The following is an 18,865-nucleotide window of genomic DNA, read 5'->3' as shown; positions in this document are numbered from 1 at the left end:
AGCCGAACTTGGACGGACGCTGGACTTCGCCAAGGTCCCGAAGCGCGAGAAGGCGGAAGTCCTGTCAGCCTTTGCGGTCCACAAGGATGAGGTCACGGCCGGCTACGTCGCGGCGGCCAAGCGCGGCTGAAGCTGCTGTACCGCCTCGTCCAGACGATCCCGCCCAGCGTGATGTCTGCTGTTTGGGGAAGAGCGGATAAGTTCAAGAACACGACCGCATCCGGTTCCAGAATTAACCCGCAGCGAGCGTATCAAGCTCAATACGCGAGTTTCGTTGTCGCGTGCGAACGTAGGCCTACCATTCCGGTAGTCGTTCGGATCTGAGAGGTGTCCAGATCACCAATCAAGCGTACCGCTCGACTAGGGGCGCCGCTGTAGGCGGCGTCCCGCCCAAAATGATCCTGCACGCTTCACGGGACTCCATGCCGAACGTCGAGCAAGTGCTAAAGTTCGCAGGTCGAGATCGTCGCGCGATCGGCCGGACGCGCATCAATCGGAGCGCAATGTTTTTCTTTCATGGCGGAGCCGGTGTCTCTCCTTGCTGCGTTCGCGACGTGACGAATTCCGGAGCCGGCGTTCGTTTGGAGCAGCTAAACGTGTTGCCGGTGGAATTCGATCTGTCGTTCGATAATTTTCGGACGGTTCGCGAGTGTCGCTTGGTCTGGCGAGACGCTGACTTCGTCAGCGTCGCGTTCGGGACCTGACCTTTGGGACCCAAAGCATGACGAAACGCGAACGCGGCGATCTAATCTATGGAGTCGTCGCGAGTGCGATCGTATTTGTATTCATGGTCATCATGATTTTCTCGCAATGATGGTTTTGCTTGTCGGAGGTTACGCGCCAGCGCCATGGCGCCGCATGCCTGGTCGCTGCATAGCGAATACTGCCCCAACGTAACCCCATCAGGTCTTGGAACCGGGACCACCGGCTAAACGTTGTCATAGCTAGAATTCCAAGCTGCGCAATTACGCAGCAGGCGGAGTAAGACGCATGGATACCACCACACTTCTCATCATTGTACTTCTTGTTCTGCTGCTTGGGCGGCGGCTGGTACGGCCGAGGACGCTGGTACTAACAGAGACCGTTTCCTTCATCGTCTACCACGACAAGACGACGAAGAGTTTTCCGACCTCTAAAGCCATCGCATTAGCAATTTGGTGCGCCATGGCGATCGCATCCTCGTTACTTTGCGGTGGGGGCCCGTGGGTCTGGAATCCGATGTCCTTTATTAGCTAGTTCCCGCAGGCCAAATTCCGAGACTTCAAGATTGCGCTCGCTGACGGGCCCGTCTCGAGAACGCGGCGGTGGCGTCGACGTCTTCTTACTGTAAAGCTCAAGCCAGCGCCTCTCGCGATCATTGGTCGGTTGCCCCTCGAACTCCCACGCGAGATCGCCCTCGTCGTCAAATGGAGGGGTTGCGTCCAGCAGATCAAACTCGACGGTCTCTTCAGCAGTGAGGCCGGGCAGCCGCTTCTGCGAGAGGAGGTGGCTCAGAACTATAACGCTATCGTAAAATGTGCGGCGCGAGAAATGCGACATGGCAACGCTCTACCACTAAGGTGGAAACAGGGCAGTGCCTTCGAGCGGCGGACTGCAACCAGTCCGGCGAACCATAAGCGAAGCAGGATTCAGATCATATCGGCCGAATGGTATATTTCCGATGCTACATTTTATTCGAGGACCATCATGAGTAGCCCGGAGCGAAAAACTCTCCCTCCCGACAGGTCCACCGGCCTACGGCGCGCTTGAGACCGATGGGGACGAGGTGGAGGGGTTCTCGATCACTCACAGCTTGTCTTGAGGCCATTTTACCGAGCGGCCGTCCGGCGTCGGGACGACCCGCCAACGTCTCGTCGCCTGATCCCGGAATTCGCCCCAGAGTGCCCTTGCCCGTATTTTTACGGGGAAAGCATTCAAGCCCTATTCATCATTAAACATCTAACTCCGCTCGGGGAGACGCGACCGCTTTATGGTGGAAACTCATGTCGATTCCGACGGACGCGTTCGATCCTCTGGCACTGGTCGTGGACTGGCTCGATGCCTGCCAATTAGGAGAGCTCAATGCTTTGCTCTACCTATACGATGAACGAGCGATTTTGGAATGCGACTGCGAGCGCGTCAGCCTGACAGGCCGCAAATCGATTGCGGCTTACTGGGCGCCGAAGATCGAAAGCAAGATAGTATCCGCCTTCACCCTAGACGACATGATCCTGACTGGGGATGGCGTCCAGGTCGATTATCAAAGCCACGAAGGCAAGCCGGTCCGAATTCACTTTCAGTTCAGTCCCGCGGGCAAGATACTTCACACTAGCTGCGGCCCACTAGCACGTTGCGCCGTCTAGAAGCGCTGCCCAATAAGTTTCAAGGCATTCACCTGTCGAGCTGCTACAGCCGCGGGACTGCCCCAGTATCCAACCGCCGCTTTTGGCCTAATCACCATGTTCACCCGATAGTCGCCTATCAGTGCCGAAGCGGATCTTGGCAGTCGCGCGCGGCTCGGCGCTATTCGCCGGCGCGCAGAACCACGTGCGCAAACGCAGCTTCCACAGCCCGGCGGCCCATCCAGCAACGGGCGGGAACGAATTTACTCGATAGAAACCATCTCAAATGATCCGAAAACTCTAACGAAACAAGTTAGCCGTCTCGACGTAAGTTTGTCGGAGGGCGCAACCCATGACAAATCGCCAGTTGAGAGAGCAGGAAGTTCAGATCGAGCGTTATCAGTTTCTGTCGCGCGAGGTTACTGATCCGCTTGCCCTATGTTTGCTTCGGCTCATTGTCGAAGAACTTGAAGCCGACCAGCGGAGGGATCGCGACATCAGTCAGAGCTGCTGCGCACGCGAGCCGCTTCGCGCCGTGCGGTTGTCACATCAATGCCAAAATTAGATGGCGCAATCAAAGAACGTTGTTTGATCTGAAGGCTCGGCGGATGTAACCGAGGCGGATGATCTTGAATGGCCCGACGTGCAATATCGTCGGGCCATTTGTTTGCTATGCATAAATATTCACTACTTACGTACTTGCTGCGGCGCGGTACGCGAAACTCTTAGCGTAGAAAACGCACGCCTGCGTGCTTCGATGTCCGTTCTTGAGGGCAAAAGAGACTTCCGAGTTACCCGCCCGGATTTCTGAGTTTGACCCAACTGCGACATAAGCTGGATTGAAAGTCCGCGGCGCAGCGTTCTCCCGCGTAATGGTGATCTGTGCTACCGTATGCTCGGGAGCATAGGAGCGGGAACCAACTCCCTCCTCGCCCCCTGGGAAGTAGCCCAGGAGGAAGCTCAATGTTCGACATGAGAAGGCGGGAGTTCATCACGCTGCTCGGCGGCGCGGCGGCGTCAGTCGTTTGGCCGCTGCCACTCGGCGCCCGACAGTCTTCTGCGCGAATACCGCGCATCGGCTATCTAACCTTAAGTCCGATTTCGGACAAACCGTCTCCCGAACGCGCAGCATTCCTACAGGGTTTGCGCGAACTCGGCTACATCGAGGGCGAAACCATCAAAATCGAATATAGCTCGGCCGAGTCTTATCCCGAACTGCTGCCTGATGCGGCGGAGGCGCTGGTGGAGAAAGGAGTCGATCTGATCGCGGCTACCGGCGTGGTCCCCGCATTGGCCGCCAAGCAAGCGACTCAAACCATCCCTGTGGTTTTCACATATGTCTCGGACCCGGTGGGGAACGGACTGGTCGCCAGCCTCGCCAGCCCCGGGGGGAACGTCACCGGTATCTCGGCTATGCAACCGGAACTCGCCGGCAAAAAGGTAGAGCTCCTGAAGGAAGTGCTACCAGCCCTGTCGCGCGTCGCTGCACTTTGGACTTCGGCTCACCCGGCGCATATGCGCGAGCTGGAAGAGGCTCAGGCCGCCGCTCGCCGCCTAGGAATCTTGCTCGAGCCCTATGATGTGACGCGGCTCACGAACCTCGAACGCGCCTTCGCGGAAATCAAATCCGACCGGCCGCACGCGATGCTGACCTTTTTCGATTATAGAACCCTGGCTTACCGCAGCATGATCGCAGAGTTCGCCGTAAGTCAGCGGCTGCCGACGATCTTTTCATCCCGGTTATTCGTGGACGCGGGTGGTTTGATGTCCTACGGGCCGGACGCGCAAGAAGGCTTCCGTAGCGTGGCGCGCTACGTGGACAGAGTCCTCAGGGGAGCAAAACCGAGCGAGCTTCCAGTAGAGCAGCCGACGCGCTTCGAACTTGTGGTGAACTTCAAGATAGCGACGATTCTCGGAATTAAAGTCCCGCCCTCCGTCCTTCTGCGAATCGACCGCGTGATCGAATGATTCCGCAGGGTATCTGCGGACCTTGGCTCGAAGATCTTCTATCCGGCCATGGAGTTCAGGCGCCGACCAAGTTCGAGCTGGTCATCAACCTCAAGAAGACTGTGAAGTTGCTCTGCATCGACGTGCCAACTACCCTGCTCGGCGCACGCGACGAAGTGATCGAGTAAGTCGGCTTAGTTTGCTGCATCTGCTCAGGTCTGGAATTGGCACAAACCGGCGGTTAGAGGACGGGCAGAGCATGTCCGCTCTGCCCGAGTATTTCAGACATCAACTTGTTCCGCTATTGCCAGCGCGTCATCGACCTCAATGCCGAGATATCTGACCGTGCTTTCGATCTTGGTGTGCCCGAGCAAGAGCTGGACAGCCCTGAGATTTCCGGTCCGTCGATAAATCAGTGTCGCTTTTGTGCGTCGCAGTGAGTGTGTGCCAAACAGTCGCGGATCAAGCCCAACGCTTCCGATCCAGTCCGATACGAGCCGCGCATACTGACGGGTTGTCATACTGCGGTCAGGGCCGCGACGGCCGGAGAATAAGAACGCTCCGGGCCGTTTACCGGTGGGCTTTAGATAATCATCGACTGCTTGGCGGGTTTGCTCGCTCAATTCAAACCGTCCGGTTTTCTTCTGCCGCACCGTTGCGCGATCCGCAGTGTATCCGCCTGCGGCTACATCCTCGACGCGGATGGCGACGACATCACAGCCGCGAAGCTTGCTGTCGATAGCCAGGTTGAACATGGCGAGGTCGCGAGCGCGGCCTTCGATCTGGAGCTTCGTCCGGATCGACCAGACGTGTTTGGGTCGCAGCGGTGGCTTTGCCCCGGTGAGCTTTCCCTTGTTCCACGGCACCCGCTTGGGCTCAAGGGTGGCGTTCACTTGATCCTGCATGGCCATACTCCTCAGCTTGGTTACAGAAGGCGAGAAGAATGTGTCACCGGATCAGGCGTTGGAATCAGGTCGGTTTTCGGGGGAAAGCGGACCTCGGGACCGCTCTATCCGCAAACGCCCTGTAGCGATTGACCTAGAACCGACATCGGGTCGAAAACCAACCGAGCGCACCCGCCTAACAGCTACGTCGATGCTTTCGCATCCGGTCGCCTTGCGACGAGAGCACTGCCGACGCACTGCAGCACCGTCTCTCGTCTTTGGTTGCGCAGGTGGACTTGGATGCGAAGGATTCCCGTATCGGGTCTCGACTTCGACTCGCGCTTCTCTAAGACGGTCGACTCATAGTCGAGTTCGTCGCCCGGGCGTACTGCGTTCGGCAGCCTCAACTCGTCATAGCCCAGTCCAGCAAGTGCACGGAGCGGAGGCTGCCCTTTGTTGGTTAGAAAGATGAAGATCGCGAACGTGTGGGCCGCAGATGCCGACAGTCCTCCAAAGACGGAACGAGTGGCAGCTTCCTCATCGATATGGGAAGGCCGGGGGTCGTATTGCTTGGCGAACTGAATGATTTCATCTTTGGAGACAAGATAGGGACCAGCCTTGCGGCTATCGCCGACTTCAAAATCTTCAAAATATCCGCTGGTCATCGGGTCAATCCTCCACGCGGTTTAACGAAGGGGACGGCATGAGATGGCTGACTTTGGGCCACTATATCCCAGTGCCGATCAATATCGCCACGTCCCCTTCTGGCACTTTTGAGACATGCCGACCGGCCGTGGCGATGTCCGTTGACGGGGGTAGACCGGAAGTGGCTGGCCGACCGTCAAACCGACGCGATTGACCCAGAGCGGACATGTCGTGTGTCGGCTGGTAATCTGCCTTGATGATTGGACGTGAGCAAAAATCGGTAACGGCTCTAGAGTCGGCCGAACGAGGATGGTTTACTCCAGCCAGATGAGCCCGGCCCTAACGCTGTCGGTACTTCCGATTTTGTTCTCTAATTCCGGGTCTGGGGTCAAGCTCTCCAACGATCATCCTCGCCGGGCCCAAGACGCACCTCGACCGGGGGAATCGATGTCTATTAGCAGAAAAATGGGCCGATGTCCGGCTAGAACCAATGTCCGAGATGGGAAAGCGGACATTGCTCAATGCAGTCTCAAAGTGCCAATAGCTTCCGATTCCGAAAGACTTGAGTTTCGGTTGCGGTTCAGAGTTAGTTGTTCTCGTTGAAGCAGAGGCGTACAGTGGGATCGTCAACAGCGTGATCGGGAGGCAGCCGTGCGTCCTACGAGAATCGCGTTCGCAATCGTCACGGCTTTGATAGTGTTTCTGGCAGGCGGCTCGCCCGAAGCGCAGCAGGCCACCAAAGTCCCGCGGGTTGGCTTTCTCAATCCTGTGGACCGGTCAGCGCCCCACTTCGAGGCATTCCGACAAGGACTTGCCGACCTCGGTTATGTCGAAGGCCGCAACATCGCAATCGAGCCACGATTCGCGGAAGGGCAGTACGAGCGATTTCCCGATCTTCTTACCGAACTGGTCCGTCTCAACGTGGACATCATCGCCGTGACGGGTGCCGTAACGGCGCGGGCTGCAAAGAAGGCGGTCAAGGATATCCCGATTGTCTTCGCCGTCGTGGTCGATCCGGTGGCAGACAATGTTGTCCCGAATCTAGAGCGGCCTGGCGGAAACCTCACAGGCACGACGAGCTTTGACCCGCAGCAAGCTAAGAAGCAGCTCGAGCTCCTCAAGGAGGCGATTCCTGGGTTCAAGCGCGTGGCTCTGCTGGGCGATCAAGGCGTCTCCGAGGCCTTGATTAAGGCCAGCGAGGCAGAGGCACAAGCAATGGGCCTCCAGACTCTGCGCCTCAGAGTGGCAGCGCCGAATCCGGACCTGGAAGGAGCGTTCGCTGTATTCAGGCAAGAGCACGCCGACGCTTTGCTGATACTGGAAGAACCGGTAGTAGGGGTTCATGCGAAGAGGATCGCCGAGCTAGCAGCCAGGGATCGGCTTCCCACCATCTTTGCACCGTCCCGGGTCGGCGCTGGGGGCCTCCTCGCCTATGGAACGAGCCAAGTCGAGTCGATCCGCCGCATGGCGGTGTACGTCGATAAAGTTTTGAAGGGAGCCAACCCGGGCGAGCTGCCGGTGGAAAGGGTTACGCCCTACGAGCTAATCGTGAACCTCAATACGGCGCGGGACATCGGCATCACGATGCCGCCCGAGGTGCTCAAGCGGGCGGACCGCGTGATCCAGTAGATCGGTGAGGGCCCGTAAGGCCGGAATCGAAGTGCAGCAAAGAGACACACCACAACGGACTGCAACTCCGCCAGTCCCATTTGCCCGCCTGAGCTGATGAGACGGGTGCGGTGTTTCGCTGCATGTCTCTTATACGTCCTTCCGATCATGTTCCCAGCACGTACCGCTTTAGCGCGCGGCGAATGGACATCAACAAGCTGACCGACCAGGTCTGAAAAATGCCAAGCCTTATGCACCGCAACAGAAACAGAATTCCTATTCGATCACCTCGTCAGCCCTGGCAAGTAGAGCAGGAGAAATATTGAGGCCGAGCGCCTTCGCAGTCTTGAGGTTGACGCACAGGGTAAAATGCGTCGGCTCCTCGACCGGCAAATCAGCCGGACGCGCGCCTTTGAGAACGCGGTCGGCGAGCGCCGCAGCACGCCGATAGTTCTCAGCCAAGTCGGGGCCGTACGACATTAATGCACCATCCCTGGCTTCAGGTGCAAACGAATGGATTGATGGCAGCTGGTGAGAAAGTGCCAACGCTGCGATTTCCTTGCGCCGCCCAAACATCAAATTGTCGGTAAGGAAGATGAGAGCCTGCGCACCCGAGCCTTTGGCGTCATCGAAGGCAGGCGCGAGGTCTTGCGCACCCTCCACCTCCCGGGAGAAAACCTCGACCCCCCGAGCCTGCCCCGCCTGCCGGATGACGTCGAAAATGGCGGCGTTCTCGGAAAATGCTCGGCTCCATATTATGGCGACACGCCGCGTGCCTGGAAGGGCATCGAGCAGCAGCTCCAGCCTTTTACCGCCGAGCGTCGCCTCGCTGTAAGTGACGCCCGTGAAATTGCCGCTCGGCCGGGAAAGGCTCGAAACGATCCCCTGCCTCACCGGGTCAGTGACGAATGCGAAAACGACGGGCGTTCCGACACCGGCCCGCTTCAACGCGAGGACGGCTGGCGAGGTAAGCGCTACGATCACATCCGGCTTTTTGGAAGCAAGGCCCGCTACCAGCGCGTCTAGCCGTTTGGCGTCTCCTTCCCCGCCAAGTAGTTCAATCGCTGCCGTATTGCCGTCCTCATAACCCAGCGCGCGCAATGCCTCAATCAGAAGGTGGATCGGCGTGCGATTTGGAAAGCCGCTGTGCAAGATGCTTATTTGCTTTACCGCGGCCAAAGCTGGCGTCCCGAGCAACGCCAAAAGCAATCCTGCGATCAGATAAGGCCGTCTCATTGGATCAACTCACCGCGCCCCAGGGGCCGCGTCCCGCCGCACTATGGGCCAGCAAATAGGAGATTGGAACGGGGTTGAGTAACGAAATTGCCGACCCCTCATCGACGGGCGACGTCCGTTGGGTTCTGACAGCCCCGAAACGCCACTCCGAACTGATGAAGATCTGGGCGATCGTCATCACGGTGAAGAAACGCACCCCCAGTCCGCTCGCCCAGATATTCATCAGTTCGGCGCGCGCCGTCGCAAAATCGATCTCGGATGCGATATAGTAATGTCTGCGTTTGGGCCCGCGGCAGTCTGCTCGCTCATCAATCAGTATGGCATTCGCCGCGTTGAGCTGTCGCATACTGCGCAGGTCGAATATTCGCAAATGCACCTCGGGCGTTGCTTTTTCCGGACGGGCTTTTAGTCGCTCATGGAGGCTTTCCTCTGACGGACCTTCACGCAAAGCAAGAAACCGGTGATTGGAATGATGCTTCATGCTCGTCGGACTTTGTATGGCAAGAGCCCATCCGACGCTGCCAAGAGCGGACATCAGCTCCATTGATAGTACCCTTCGGGCAGTGCGATCCTTAACTCCTGCAGCGTCGCGAACGGTATGTTGAATGAGAGACCATACTGACGCAATTTGACTTTCAACATATGCGTCCGAAGAGGGGCTGCCATAAGGTTCTTTTCGCAGTCAGGAGTCATGCCCACGACTCCGCAACCGACGAACTACCGCATCAATCACGGGCCCTAAGCTGGTCTCAGCGCACCGATGGAACCGTCAACCCTGGCCGAAGTTGATTGATAGGCCAAGCTCGGTGATTCTGCAGGGATGGCTATTGAGGCTTATAGTTGAGTGTATTCGTAATTGACGCCGACCAGGACGTAAATGAGCTGATCCGCACGCTTCAGGCGCGCGAGTCGGAGCTCGCTCTCATTCATCGGATTGCTGGCATTGGTGGAGTTGAAGTTGACCTGAGGGACGGATATCGCAATCGGAGATCTCCAGAATACCTAGCGATCCACGGCCTCCCCCCAACAGCCACTAATGAGTCTCATGAGAGTTGGGTTGCGCGTATACATCCCGAAGATCGGATACCGACAGAACAGCAATTTCTGGATGCTTTGGCCGGTGCGACCCAACTCTACTCGGCGGAATACCGCATCGTTAGGCCAAGTGACGGTCAGACGCGATGGGTACGCGTTGCGGCTCAAATAGAACGTGATTCGGATGGTCGGCCCGTTCGCTTAATTGGCGCGCATTTCGATGTGACGGACTCGAAACTTGCGGAACGGATTCTGAGGGAGAGCGAGGAGCGATTTCGGTCAATAGCTAATAGTGCACCTATTCCAATGTGGGTTACTCAGCTCAACGGCGAACGCTCCTTCGTGAACCAAGCTTATTCTGACTTCTTCGCACTCAGCCACGACGAGGCGCTAAAGCTCGATTGGCGCAGCCGTGTGCACCCGGACGACGCTGCCCAATTAGCAGAGCCCGAGCAATTGCGGACACTGGTACCGAACTCCAATTCTGCATCCGGCAACCCCTTCCCAGTACAAATAAGAATCGCTCGGGGAAATGGCGATTGGCGATGGGTAAACGCCGTCTCTCGGCCCAGGTTCGATGAGCATGGGCATCACATAGGATTTATCGGCGTAGCACACGACATCACCGCAGAGAAGCAGGCTGAGATCGAACTTCGCGCGTCCGAAGAACGTTTTCGGCTAATGGCCGAGAACGCACCTGTGATGATTTGGATCAGTGACGAGAAGGGTAGCTGCGTTCATCTCAATCAGATGCTTCGCGAATTCTGGGGCGTTTCCGAAAAGGAGGTTCCAGCATTCGAGTGGAGCAGCACGCTGCATCCTGAAGACAAAGCCATCGTGATCGATGAAGTCGCGTCCGCTATAGAAAAGCAGAGTACGGTGTCGCTGAAAGCTCGTTACCTCGATGCGAAAGGACGCTATCGTACACTCGAAGCACGAGCGCATCCGCGATTCTCCCCGCTTGGCGAGTTTTTGGGAATGATCGGGGCAAATGTTGACGTCACCGAGCGGCAGGAAGCTGAGAAGGCTCGGGAGCTACTCGTGGACGAACTCAACCATCGCGTCAAGAACACCCTATCAGTGGTTCAAGCGATTGCGCATCAATCCTTCAATAAGAACGTCGACCCAGTCTTGGCGCGGCGTGCCTTTGAAGGACGGCTCGTTGCACTGGGGCAGGCGCATGATCTGCTCACGCATGCAAGTTGGGAGAACGCCTCGTTGGCGGAGCTTGCTGAGCTGACCCTCGACTCGAAGGGCGCAACCGCAGGTCAAATATTCCTCACGGGACCGACGATTTTACTGTCGCCGAAACAAGCCGTTTCTCTTGCGATGGCTTTTCATGAGCTGTGTACGAATGCGAGGAAATACGGAGCGCTTTCTACCAATGACGGCCAGGTCCACGTTGAATGGACGCGAATACACGGTGCGGAGCCGCAAGTCCACATACTCTGGTCTGAAACGGGTGGACCTCCGGTTTCTGTGCCGACACGACGCGGTTTTGGATCTACGCTTCTCGAACGCACCTTAGCTGAAGATCTTGACGGACAAGTAACCGTCCAATTTGATCCGATAGGGCTTCGCTGCTCGATAGCCCTTCCCATTCCTTACGCTGCCGCCGCGAAAGCTCGTTACCTGTAGCTACTGCTTGGTGTCCTAAGACGTAATGCGCTCCCGAAGAAACCAGCCCCGGGACCGACGATGACAGCCAGCGTCTCAAGGCGCTTGTGGCAAGCGGAGCATCGGCTGCGCGCGCTGCCGCCATTTTCGGCCGGTCGATCGATCACATTCGCGAACGAGCCCGGAAGCTTGGCACACCCTTCCCAACTTGAAACGACGTAACGGATCGTGAACGATCACGTTCAATCAACTGCCAAGAATGTTTCAAACAAGGTCGAGATCAAGTAGCAGGTTCGCGTGTCACGTCCTGCTTTCGAAGAGTTGCGTCAGTTGATCAGAAGTCATTCGCTTGTAAATTTAGGCGGGGCAAATTGAGTAGCTTGAGCCGCTTCCATCGTTCTGTTGTAATATTCTTCCCGTTCTCGCTGAAATTTCTGCTGGTTTTCTCTGAATTTCTCCACTCGCCGTTGCATCATCGCGCGGTCAATCGCAAGTCTATCTTTCGGTGATAATACCAAGGACAGTGCATCACGAAGAACCGCCTGCACACCCGCGCTTGGAATCTCTGCCTTGAGTGAATCGGCAGAGAAGTCTTGAACGATCGAAAGGGTCTCATCGATTAAGCTATTTCGTGTTTTTGGCCGTTGATCACTCACAATAATTGCCTGTTATATGCAGAAGCCCAATTTCGGAAGGGGCTGCATCCACACTTATAGTAGTTTTTCCAGTGATGGAGCAGTACCGCCACGTTGAAACCCTAATAGGTCGAGTGAAGGCGGCTCATCGCCAGTTAGGATCGTTAAGCAGGCATGACATTGGCCTCGGTGATGCGTTTGGTGGTTGAAGAGATGAAGCAGAATGTCCGCGAGGGGTTGAAAGTGCGGCATTCCAGATGTGGTTCGATAACGATGGGAAACGGACAAACTGGTGTCGTCGTAGGTATCGATCAGTGCAATAATCCGATTGTCTTCAGCGATGCGAGCCTGAGTTAGTTCCTTGCGATTGTCATATAGAATTTCGTCAAGTTGGTTCGGATGATCGCCTTCACCCGTCAACCGCTTCATCCACAGCCGGTCAGTCAGGAGCAGATGGTTGAGGGTTGCATGAAGGCTTCCAAAGAAGACGCCGATGTGAAGTCGATACGCTTGGTCGGATAGATCAAATGCTGCAGCGTACAGGCGTGAATTGGCCCAGCGATTATATGCAGCCAATTGACGAAACTGAGTGATCACCCGCTGCCTCCTAACTAATCATCGGCTGGAAAGGGTATTGCTGATCCTTGTTACAATCGCATCCCACTGACGCTTTTCTGATGCGGGATAGGAAATCAGCACACAGTTCACAAGACGGCCTGAGAAATTGCAGCGATTGTACCAGATATTGTCATTGCGGAAGCTGGACACTGCAAAGAATCGAGGTGTGATTTTCTTGTAGACGATGTTAGGTGGCGGGTTTTTTTTGGCCAAAAAGACAGCCGGTGAATCGCCCGCTACATTAGGAATCGACTGCACCGTCAGTTTTGCGCGACCATCCGATGTCTCAAAAAGCCGCCCGTATCCACTTTCTGGTTTTCCGGCCTCTTTCGAAAAAACCGCCGTCGGGATATCCACCACCGCGCCGCTTTCCGGAACAACGAAGCGCTGCCAGTCAACCGACTGCGCCATTGCTGCTGATGGTAACCAGACAAGCATCAGCAAGAAATAGAAGCCGCGTTTCATCAATCTTTCCCGAGTGTCGCGGCACTAATCTGGCCAGACCAGATTAGTTCCAGTGTCTACAAAGAATAGCGCTGATAGAAACTCGGTTTTTTCCAATGACGTTACCTATGCCGCGATGTGGTACGCTTCAACCTGGATTTAGCGTGGTCCTGAGCCTCATTGGAGGACTGCATGAGACGGCGCGATTTCATCGGTCATCTCGGCGGTGCGGCGGTGGCATGGCCGCTCGCTGCGTTTGCACAACAGAGCACTAATAAAAAACGTATTGTTATCTTCAGCCCAGCAGAGCCAAGCGCGCACTTGCATGACCATAGCGAAAGCAAATCTGCCCGAGCCTTATTCGTGGCGCTTCGACGGTTGGGGTGGATCGAGGGACAAAACCTCAAGGTCGAAAGTTACGGCCGAGAGCAGAACACGTCCGATCCCGAAGCCCTGGCGACGGAAATCGTTCGGAGCAACCCGGATGTCATCTTCGTCGTTGCCCTTTACGCAGTCATCTTCAAAAAGCTAACATCGCGTATTCCGATCGTAGGGATAACTGGCGACCCCGTTAGGCAAGGGCTCGCCGAAAGTCTGGCTCACCCGGGCGGCAATTTCACGGGAGTGACCGTCGACGCCGGTTCATCCATTTATGGAAAACGGATCGCACTATTGCGCGAGATGGTTCCGACGATGTCGAAACTTGGCTGTCTCGCTGTTCGATTGCAATGGAATCAGCCGAACGCAGGCGCTTTCCGCGCAGCGGCCGAAACGGCAGGCCTCCCTCTCGCAGTGTCTTTACTAGAATTTGGTACCAGCGAAGCAGACATTCGGGCGGCGGTCGAGAGCATCTCCCGCGACGGTGCAGATGCGGTCATGGTCCTCGAGTCGCCTCAGGTCTTTCAAAACAGCACTTTGATCGCTAAGCTGCTCGGCGACGCGACTCTTCCGGCCATTTTCCCGTTTACCGAATCCGTCGAGGCCGGGGGCTTAATGGCCTATTCCTTCGATCTGATCGAATTGTATAAGCGTGTCGCCAATAACATCGACGCAATTCTCCGAGGAGCAAGGCCCGGCGACATCCCGATCTACCAGGTAACCAAATTCGAGTTGTCCATCAACCTCAAGACAGCCAAGCAGCTGGGACTTTCCGTACCTCCTGCGCTCATCGCGATTGCCGATAAGGTAATTGAGTGAGCAGTCGAATTTCCGCTCTTGGGGCACGAAGCGGGAGAGCCGAGTCAATTTGATGATGTCCGTTGACGGGGGTACATCGGAAGCGGCTGGCCAACGCTCAAACCGACGCGACTGACCCGAAGCGGACACCCATATCGGCCGTGCTTGCCGAAGCTTCAAGGATCCTCTGCCTCGTTGCGGGTGTCCGGGAGAAGGGTCGCGGGAGCAGTCGCGTGCAGGTTTTGGCGAGTTCACTCGAAAATCGCGACGGCGCGGATGGGGCTTGCGGTGCCACCCCGTATCTTGAGTGGAAAGCCGATGAAGCGGAATCGACCGCGTCCAACAAGCTTGTCGAGATTGGCAAGGCATTCCATGTGTGTGATCCCCCGTTCACCACATGCGAGATGGGCCTGGAAGTTGGGTTCGCCTTCGGGGGCTGGGCTCACCGCCTCCACACCAAACATGCCTATGCCCCGGTCGGCCAGCCAATGCACGCTTTCCACCGCTAGGCCGGGGAAATCGTGGAGGTAGCCCGGCTTACCCAGCAGGCGATCGTTAGTGGCCATGTGCAGCAGCACGGTGTCGTCGGCGCGGATTTCCTGCCCGGAAGCCGCCAGGGCCGCTTCCATTTCCGGGACCGTCACGGCATGGCGCAACGGCACGCGGGACAGATCAAGACAGATGCCGGACGTATAGAATTTCTCCAGCGGCATCTGGTCGATTGAAAGGGCATCGGGACGGGAATCGAAGTGCACCGGCGCATCCACGTGTGTTCCCGCGTGATCGCTGAAGGCGATGGACAAAGCCTTGGAGGAAAAGTCTGTGTTTCCCGCACGCTTCTTCTCGGCGTGGTCGTACCACACGGAGATGATCACGGGAGGGTGGGCGGGGTGCGTCTGCGTGCGGTGGAACAGGTCGCGGCTCAGATCGACCATTTCCATGGGGTTCTCCTTTGCGCTCCTGGGTGTTGCGGTTTGTTTCGCCGCGCGGCGCGTTCGGTGGAAGCAAACTTTGAGTGCTTAGCACTATGGCCGCCGCGCGACGTAGCCGTAATAGTTGCTGGCACCGAAGAAGACCCCCGCCACGGAGTCAAGCCTGAGGCCTTCGGCCCAGACATCTGCCTCCTGCTCCGTCATGATGCCGGACTTGGGAACCAAACGGCGAAAGGACTCAATGGCGGGCGCCCAGAAGTCCGCCTTACCAACTTCGGCAAGGATGTTGGAAAACGACGTGACTGGCTGCAAACCAGCGGTCTTAAGCAAACGGGGCATCTGCCGCATCACGCGCGGACTGGTCACTACGCCGCTGATGATAGCTTCATCGTAGACCTTTCCTTTTACAGGATCCGCATGCCCGAACGTCATGGACGCATAGTCGCCATCGAAAATGCCGATCATCCCGCCGGGTCGAACGAGGCGCGCGGCTTCGCTCACGACCGCCTGCGGATCGTCTACATGGCTTAGCAACGTATGCGCCACCACAGCATCAAAGACGCCGTCGCTGAAATCAAGTCTGCGACTATCACCCACACGAAATTCCAAACGATCACGCAACCCTTCGTCTGCCGCCAATCGGGCTGCCGCCTGTGCCAATGTAGGGCTCAGATCAACGCCAAGCACACGGCCCGAGAATCCGCGGCGGCGAGCGATCGCGCGGGCGGCGACACCGGTGCCGCACCCCATGTCGAGCACAGTATTGGCTGCGTCGATCAGCATGGCATTTAGATAGTCAATCAGCATCGCTTCGAACGCTGGATGCCTGCCTCGCGTTTCCAGTCGCGTCACGATGACCTGCAGCAGCGAATCGTCGAGGCTATCGGTCTCCGCATAAGGGTCAGACTTCATGCCACCCTCCCAGCACTCGATATTCTTTTGGGATTAAAGCACAGTTCGACGGTCGAGTCGGCGAGTCTCACCATTACGTGAATGTTCCGTTCCTGGCACGAAGCGGAAGAGCCCGGCCGATCTGGCGACGTCCGTTGACGGGGGTAGACCGGAAGTGGCTGGCCGACCGTCAAACCGACGCTGATTGACCCAGAGCGGAAGTCGGCCTCCACATACGTTAATTACTGAACCAACACCGAATCGGCTCACTTCCTACAATTAGCTCGGACAGCGCGGATGGAAAGAAACGCTGAAATGCAAGCTCTCTTTGGCACTTCTGCTCAACCAAGTACACAACGGATATCACTAAGATGATCGATGCAATAGCGGCGAAGTACGGCCAACGTTCGTCAGTCACTGAGCACTCCGTAGGCTGGAGGGTAGTGCGCTTTTACGCTCGATTTTGCCCTGCCCCGGGATGCACTGGTGTGAACATGTTCACATTTGAGGCGGATGACGAACTCCACCTATGTCAGCGTTGGGTACCCTAATCGTCTTCCACGCCGGAACATCGACGGCGGATCTAACTAGAATTTGCGGCTTACTGACTGAGGGGCTTTTCTTGAGCCTCAGTTGGTTCTGCAGGACATCGCGCGCGGTGCATTGAGCTCTGGCTTCGCTCGAGAATGGGAGGACGCACGCGGTGCAGACCATCACAATAAGGAACGTGCCACAGGTGGATCGGATGCCTCGCGGGTCGATACCTCGGTTCGAGGCGACGTAGTCGATTTCGCTGCGGGTAATACCGATATCCATTAGCTCCCTGTCACTTAGGTCGCACTGGCGTTTGCACCACTCCTGAAATGCATTCCAATATGTTTCGAGAGGACTGTAGACCTGCCGCCTTGCGGTTACCGGCCCCAGCTCAGTGGTCTCGCGGATCGTGCTCATTAGGATGTGTCCTGTCTGGACTGTCCACTAGGCAATGCCGCAAGATGCGCGGGCGCGCTTAACTGGTGGCTTACATTTCTCTTACCGGCGGCTTACTCTTCGTGCGCTAGTACAGAGGCAACCCCGGGAAGGAATGGCAGCTTGCGCTATCTTTTCGAGGAATACGCATTCGACACCAACCTGCGCGAGCTGCATCGGGGGACCGATGCGGTGTCGATCACACCGCAGGTTTTTGACCTGCTCGAATACCTGATCCGCAACAGGGAGCGGGTTGTCAGCAAGGACGACCTCATCAAAGCCATTTGGAATGGGCGCAGCGTATCTGACGCGGCGCTGACGACCCGCCTGAATGCCGCCCGGGATGCAATCGGCGATTCCGGCGAGGAACAACGCTTCATCAAAACACTACCGCGCAAGGGCTTCCGCTTCGTCGGACAGGTACGGGAGGCGCGAAAGGTTGCAGGTCTAAACCCTGGCGATGCGCCCGAGAGCGTTCCTGCACTTCCCGACAAGCCCTCCATCGCCGTGCTGCCGTTCGCGAACATGTCTGGCGATCCCGAGCAGGAGTACTTCGCGGACGGGATGGTTGAGGAGATCACTACCGCACTTTCGCGATTCAGATGGTTGTTCGTGATCGCTCGCAATTCGAGTTTCACCTTTAAGGGCAAAGCCGTCGATATCAAGGAAGTCGGGCGCAGGCTTGGCGTGCGCTATGTCCTTCAGGGGGCGGTGCGCAAGGCGTCGGAGAAAGTTCGCATCACGGGCCAGTTGATTGAAGCGGCTACGGGCGCACACATTTGGGCGGACAAGTTCGAGCGTGACATGACAGATATTTTCGCGTTGCAGGATGAAGTCACGCTCGCCGTTGTCTCAGCTATTCAACCAAAGATATTTCAAGCAGAAATTGCACTGGCGTCGCGGCGGCGGCCTGAAGACCTCACCGCATATGATCTTTGTCTCCGGGCTATGCAGCAGATTGGCCCATCGACCCGCGAAGGGTTGGCCGAGGGACTCCGACTGGTCCAGCGCGCCCTGGAGCTTGACCCCGGGTTTGCTGGTGCCGCCGCTCTGGCAGGTGCCTGTCACCTGGAAAACGTGGTTAGGAACTATGCCATCGATCCTCAATTCGAACGCAAGGAAGCCGTTCGGCTCATGCGCTTGGCATTGAGCCTCGACGATGGTGATCCAAACACACTAGCAAGGGCTGCCCTGACCTCGGCACTTTTGGTCGGCGATTGTGAGACCGAGATCGAGATGGCCGACCGGGCGGTTAAGCTCAACCCGAATTCATATCACACGTGGCTCTGCAGAGGCTGGGTCCATAAGACTGCGGGGCAGCCCGAGGAAGCGATCCGGAGCTTTGAACGTGCCATGCGAATGAGCCCGGTAGACCCGCAAACATTCACAGCGCTGACCGGGATTGGATTTGCCCTTATCGAGCTTCGTCGCTTTGACGAGGCCATCATTGCAGCGAAGAAAGCCCAGCGTGTAAACCCGTGCTATCCAGGACCATACCGCTGCCTCGCGTCCGCTTTCGCCCATCTCGGACGCGACGCTGAGGCCCGTGAGGCCGCGGCTCGTATGCTTGAGTTCGATCCCGCTTTCACAATATCGGCGTGGATCGCCCGGAGCCAGCTATCAAAAACTGCGAAGCTGATGATTGAGGGTTTTCGGAAAGCGGGATTGACCGAGTAGCTCTCCAATGTCCACGAGGTGATCGAATCGCGGCACTCTTCTGCGGTCCATGGGTCCGGAGTTGGCACCTTTGAGACATGCCTGCCTATCCTGAGAATGTCCGTTGACGGGGGTAGACCGGAAGTCTCCGTGGTCCGGCCAAACCGACGCGAATGACCCTTAGCGGTCATGGCGCAACGCAGAATAGCGGGTTGCCGCGCTCGACATCTTGCGCCTCCAACTCCCGGACT

Annotated in this window: 18 protein-coding genes; 8 read left to right on the top strand and 10 right to left on the bottom strand. The window is 57.0% G+C overall.

What is annotated here, in order from left to right; translation table 11 throughout:
- Positions 1-1,182: 1,182 nt before the first annotated feature.
- Positions 1,183-1,539, bottom strand: coding sequence for a hypothetical protein (locus JQ611_RS40535; RefSeq protein ID WP_212468743.1), 357 nt, complete (start codon positions 1,537-1,539; stop codon positions 1,183-1,185).
- Between the two features lie 443 nt (positions 1,540-1,982).
- Here JQ611_RS40535 and JQ611_RS40530 point away from each other — a divergent pair, with 443 nt between their 5' ends.
- From JQ611_RS40530 to JQ611_RS40515, 4 genes are all read left to right on the top strand, one after another.
- Positions 1,983-2,342 (top strand): nuclear transport factor 2 family protein, encoded by a 360-nt coding sequence (locus JQ611_RS40530; RefSeq protein WP_212468742.1) that lies wholly within the window; start codon positions 1,983-1,985, stop codon positions 2,340-2,342.
- A 331-nt stretch (positions 2,343-2,673) separates the two neighbouring features.
- On the top strand, positions 2,674-2,886 hold the full coding sequence (locus tag JQ611_RS40525; RefSeq protein WP_212468741.1) for a hypothetical protein: 213 nt from the start codon (positions 2,674-2,676) through the stop codon (positions 2,884-2,886).
- Positions 2,887-3,284: 398 nt separating this feature from the next.
- Complete coding sequence (locus JQ611_RS40520) at positions 3,285-4,289, top strand: ABC transporter substrate-binding protein (RefSeq protein ID WP_212468740.1); 1,005 nt, start codon at positions 3,285-3,287, stop codon at positions 4,287-4,289.
- Positions 4,286-4,456 carry a hypothetical protein gene (locus JQ611_RS40515; protein ID WP_212468739.1) on the top strand — a complete coding sequence of 57 codons (171 nt, stop codon included), beginning with the start codon at positions 4,286-4,288 and terminating at the stop codon, positions 4,454-4,456. The genes JQ611_RS40520 and JQ611_RS40515 overlap by 4 nt, the downstream gene beginning before the upstream one ends.
- Positions 4,457-4,549: 93 nt before the next feature.
- On the opposite strand, the gene JQ611_RS40510 is transcribed toward JQ611_RS40515, so the two are convergent.
- Both JQ611_RS40510 and JQ611_RS40505 read right to left on the bottom strand, forming a co-directional pair.
- Complete coding sequence (locus tag JQ611_RS40510; RefSeq protein WP_409411338.1) at positions 4,550-5,179, bottom strand: tyrosine-type recombinase/integrase; 630 nt, start codon at positions 5,177-5,179, stop codon at positions 4,550-4,552.
- A gap of 176 nt (positions 5,180-5,355) precedes the next feature.
- Positions 5,356-5,817 carry a MaoC/PaaZ C-terminal domain-containing protein gene (locus JQ611_RS40505; RefSeq protein ID WP_212468737.1) on the bottom strand — a complete coding sequence of 154 codons (462 nt, stop codon included), beginning with the start codon at positions 5,815-5,817 and terminating at the stop codon, positions 5,356-5,358.
- Between the two features lie 631 nt (positions 5,818-6,448).
- On the opposite strand from JQ611_RS40505, the gene JQ611_RS40500 reads away from it, so the two are divergent.
- Positions 6,449-7,426 (top strand): ABC transporter substrate-binding protein, encoded by a 978-nt coding sequence (locus tag JQ611_RS40500; protein ID WP_212468736.1) that lies wholly within the window; start codon positions 6,449-6,451, stop codon positions 7,424-7,426.
- Between the two features lie 255 nt (positions 7,427-7,681).
- Here the strand turns inward: JQ611_RS40500 and JQ611_RS40495 are convergent, their stop codons facing one another.
- Positions 7,682-8,641, bottom strand: coding sequence for an ABC transporter substrate-binding protein (locus JQ611_RS40495; protein WP_212468735.1), 960 nt, complete (start codon positions 8,639-8,641; stop codon positions 7,682-7,684).
- 4 nt (positions 8,642-8,645) lie between these two features.
- Complete coding sequence (locus tag JQ611_RS40490; RefSeq protein ID WP_212468734.1) at positions 8,646-9,185, bottom strand: hypothetical protein; 540 nt, start codon at positions 9,183-9,185, stop codon at positions 8,646-8,648.
- A 296-nt stretch (positions 9,186-9,481) separates the two neighbouring features.
- Here JQ611_RS40490 and JQ611_RS40485 point away from each other — a divergent pair, with 296 nt between their 5' ends.
- Positions 9,482-11,314 (top strand): PAS domain S-box protein, encoded by a 1,833-nt coding sequence (locus tag JQ611_RS40485; RefSeq protein WP_212468733.1) that lies wholly within the window; start codon positions 9,482-9,484, stop codon positions 11,312-11,314.
- Positions 11,315-11,634: 320 nt separating this feature from the next.
- On the opposite strand, the gene JQ611_RS40480 is transcribed toward JQ611_RS40485, so the two are convergent.
- The 3 genes from JQ611_RS40480 to JQ611_RS40470 are packed head-to-tail and all read right to left on the bottom strand — an operon-like array spanning position 11,635 to position 13,011.
- Complete coding sequence (locus tag JQ611_RS40480) at positions 11,635-11,949, bottom strand: hypothetical protein (RefSeq protein WP_212468732.1); 315 nt, start codon at positions 11,947-11,949, stop codon at positions 11,635-11,637.
- Between the two features lie 54 nt (positions 11,950-12,003).
- The gene (locus tag JQ611_RS40475) at positions 12,004-12,525 is read right to left on the bottom strand and encodes a DinB family protein (RefSeq protein WP_212468731.1); all 522 of its coding nucleotides are present in this window, start codon (positions 12,523-12,525) and stop codon (positions 12,004-12,006) included.
- A gap of 18 nt (positions 12,526-12,543) precedes the next feature.
- Positions 12,544-13,011: a hypothetical protein gene (locus tag JQ611_RS40470; RefSeq protein WP_212468730.1), complete on the bottom strand. Its 468-nt coding sequence runs from the start codon at positions 13,009-13,011 to the stop codon at positions 12,544-12,546.
- Positions 13,012-13,182: 171 nt separating this feature from the next.
- Here JQ611_RS40470 and JQ611_RS40465 point away from each other — a divergent pair, with 171 nt between their 5' ends.
- Entirely contained in the window at positions 13,183-14,187 is a 1,005-nt protein-coding gene (locus JQ611_RS40465) for an ABC transporter substrate-binding protein (RefSeq protein ID WP_212468729.1), read from the top strand.
- A gap of 230 nt (positions 14,188-14,417) precedes the next feature.
- Here the strand turns inward: JQ611_RS40465 and JQ611_RS40460 are convergent, their stop codons facing one another.
- Both JQ611_RS40460 and JQ611_RS40455 read right to left on the bottom strand, forming a co-directional pair.
- Positions 14,418-15,107: a cyclase family protein gene (locus tag JQ611_RS40460; protein ID WP_212468728.1), complete on the bottom strand. Its 690-nt coding sequence runs from the start codon at positions 15,105-15,107 to the stop codon at positions 14,418-14,420.
- 84 nt (positions 15,108-15,191) lie between these two features.
- The gene (locus tag JQ611_RS40455) at positions 15,192-16,010 is read right to left on the bottom strand and encodes a methyltransferase domain-containing protein (RefSeq protein WP_212468727.1); all 819 of its coding nucleotides are present in this window, start codon (positions 16,008-16,010) and stop codon (positions 15,192-15,194) included.
- 1,071 nt (positions 16,011-17,081) lie between these two features.
- Between JQ611_RS40455 and JQ611_RS40450 the strand changes: the two genes are divergently transcribed.
- Entirely contained in the window at positions 17,082-18,635 is a 1,554-nt protein-coding gene (locus JQ611_RS40450) for a winged helix-turn-helix domain-containing tetratricopeptide repeat protein (protein ID WP_212468726.1), read from the top strand.
- Positions 18,636-18,865 lie beyond the last annotated feature (230 nt).

Origin of the sequence: Bradyrhizobium sp. AUGA SZCCT0182 (assembly GCF_018130185.1) — a bacterium.
Taxonomy (GTDB): Bacteria; Pseudomonadota; Alphaproteobacteria; order Rhizobiales; family Xanthobacteraceae; genus Bradyrhizobium.
This window is presented reverse-complemented; position numbering and strand designations above follow the sequence as displayed.

Excerpts from the sequence above, each read along its gene's own strand:
- JQ611_RS40535 (WP_212468743.1), bottom strand. The coding sequence starts at position 1,539 with ATGTCGCATTTCTCGCGCCGCACATTTTACGATAGCGTTATAGTTCTG.
- JQ611_RS40530 (WP_212468742.1), top strand. The coding sequence starts at position 1,983 with ATGTCGATTCCGACGGACGCGTTCGATCCTCTGGCACTGGTCGTGGAC.
- JQ611_RS40525 (WP_212468741.1), top strand. The coding sequence starts at position 2,674 with ATGACAAATCGCCAGTTGAGAGAGCAGGAAGTTCAGATCGAGCGTTAT.
- JQ611_RS40520 (WP_212468740.1), top strand. The coding sequence starts at position 3,285 with ATGTTCGACATGAGAAGGCGGGAGTTCATCACGCTGCTCGGCGGCGCG.
- JQ611_RS40515 (WP_212468739.1), top strand. The coding sequence starts at position 4,286 with ATGATTCCGCAGGGTATCTGCGGACCTTGGCTCGAAGATCTTCTATCC.
- JQ611_RS40510 (WP_409411338.1), bottom strand. The coding sequence starts at position 5,179 with ATGGCCATGCAGGATCAAGTGAACGCCACCCTTGAGCCCAAGCGGGTG.
- JQ611_RS40505 (WP_212468737.1), bottom strand. The coding sequence starts at position 5,817 with ATGACCAGCGGATATTTTGAAGATTTTGAAGTCGGCGATAGCCGCAAG.
- JQ611_RS40495 (WP_212468735.1), bottom strand. The coding sequence starts at position 8,641 with ATGAGACGGCCTTATCTGATCGCAGGATTGCTTTTGGCGTTGCTCGGG.
- JQ611_RS40490 (WP_212468734.1), bottom strand. The coding sequence starts at position 9,185 with ATGGAGCTGATGTCCGCTCTTGGCAGCGTCGGATGGGCTCTTGCCATA.
- JQ611_RS40470 (WP_212468730.1), bottom strand. The coding sequence starts at position 13,011 with ATGAAACGCGGCTTCTATTTCTTGCTGATGCTTGTCTGGTTACCATCA.
- JQ611_RS40465 (WP_212468729.1), top strand. The coding sequence starts at position 13,183 with ATGAGACGGCGCGATTTCATCGGTCATCTCGGCGGTGCGGCGGTGGCA.
- JQ611_RS40460 (WP_212468728.1), bottom strand. The coding sequence starts at position 15,107 with ATGGAAATGGTCGATCTGAGCCGCGACCTGTTCCACCGCACGCAGACG.
- JQ611_RS40455 (WP_212468727.1), bottom strand. The coding sequence starts at position 16,010 with ATGAAGTCTGACCCTTATGCGGAGACCGATAGCCTCGACGATTCGCTG.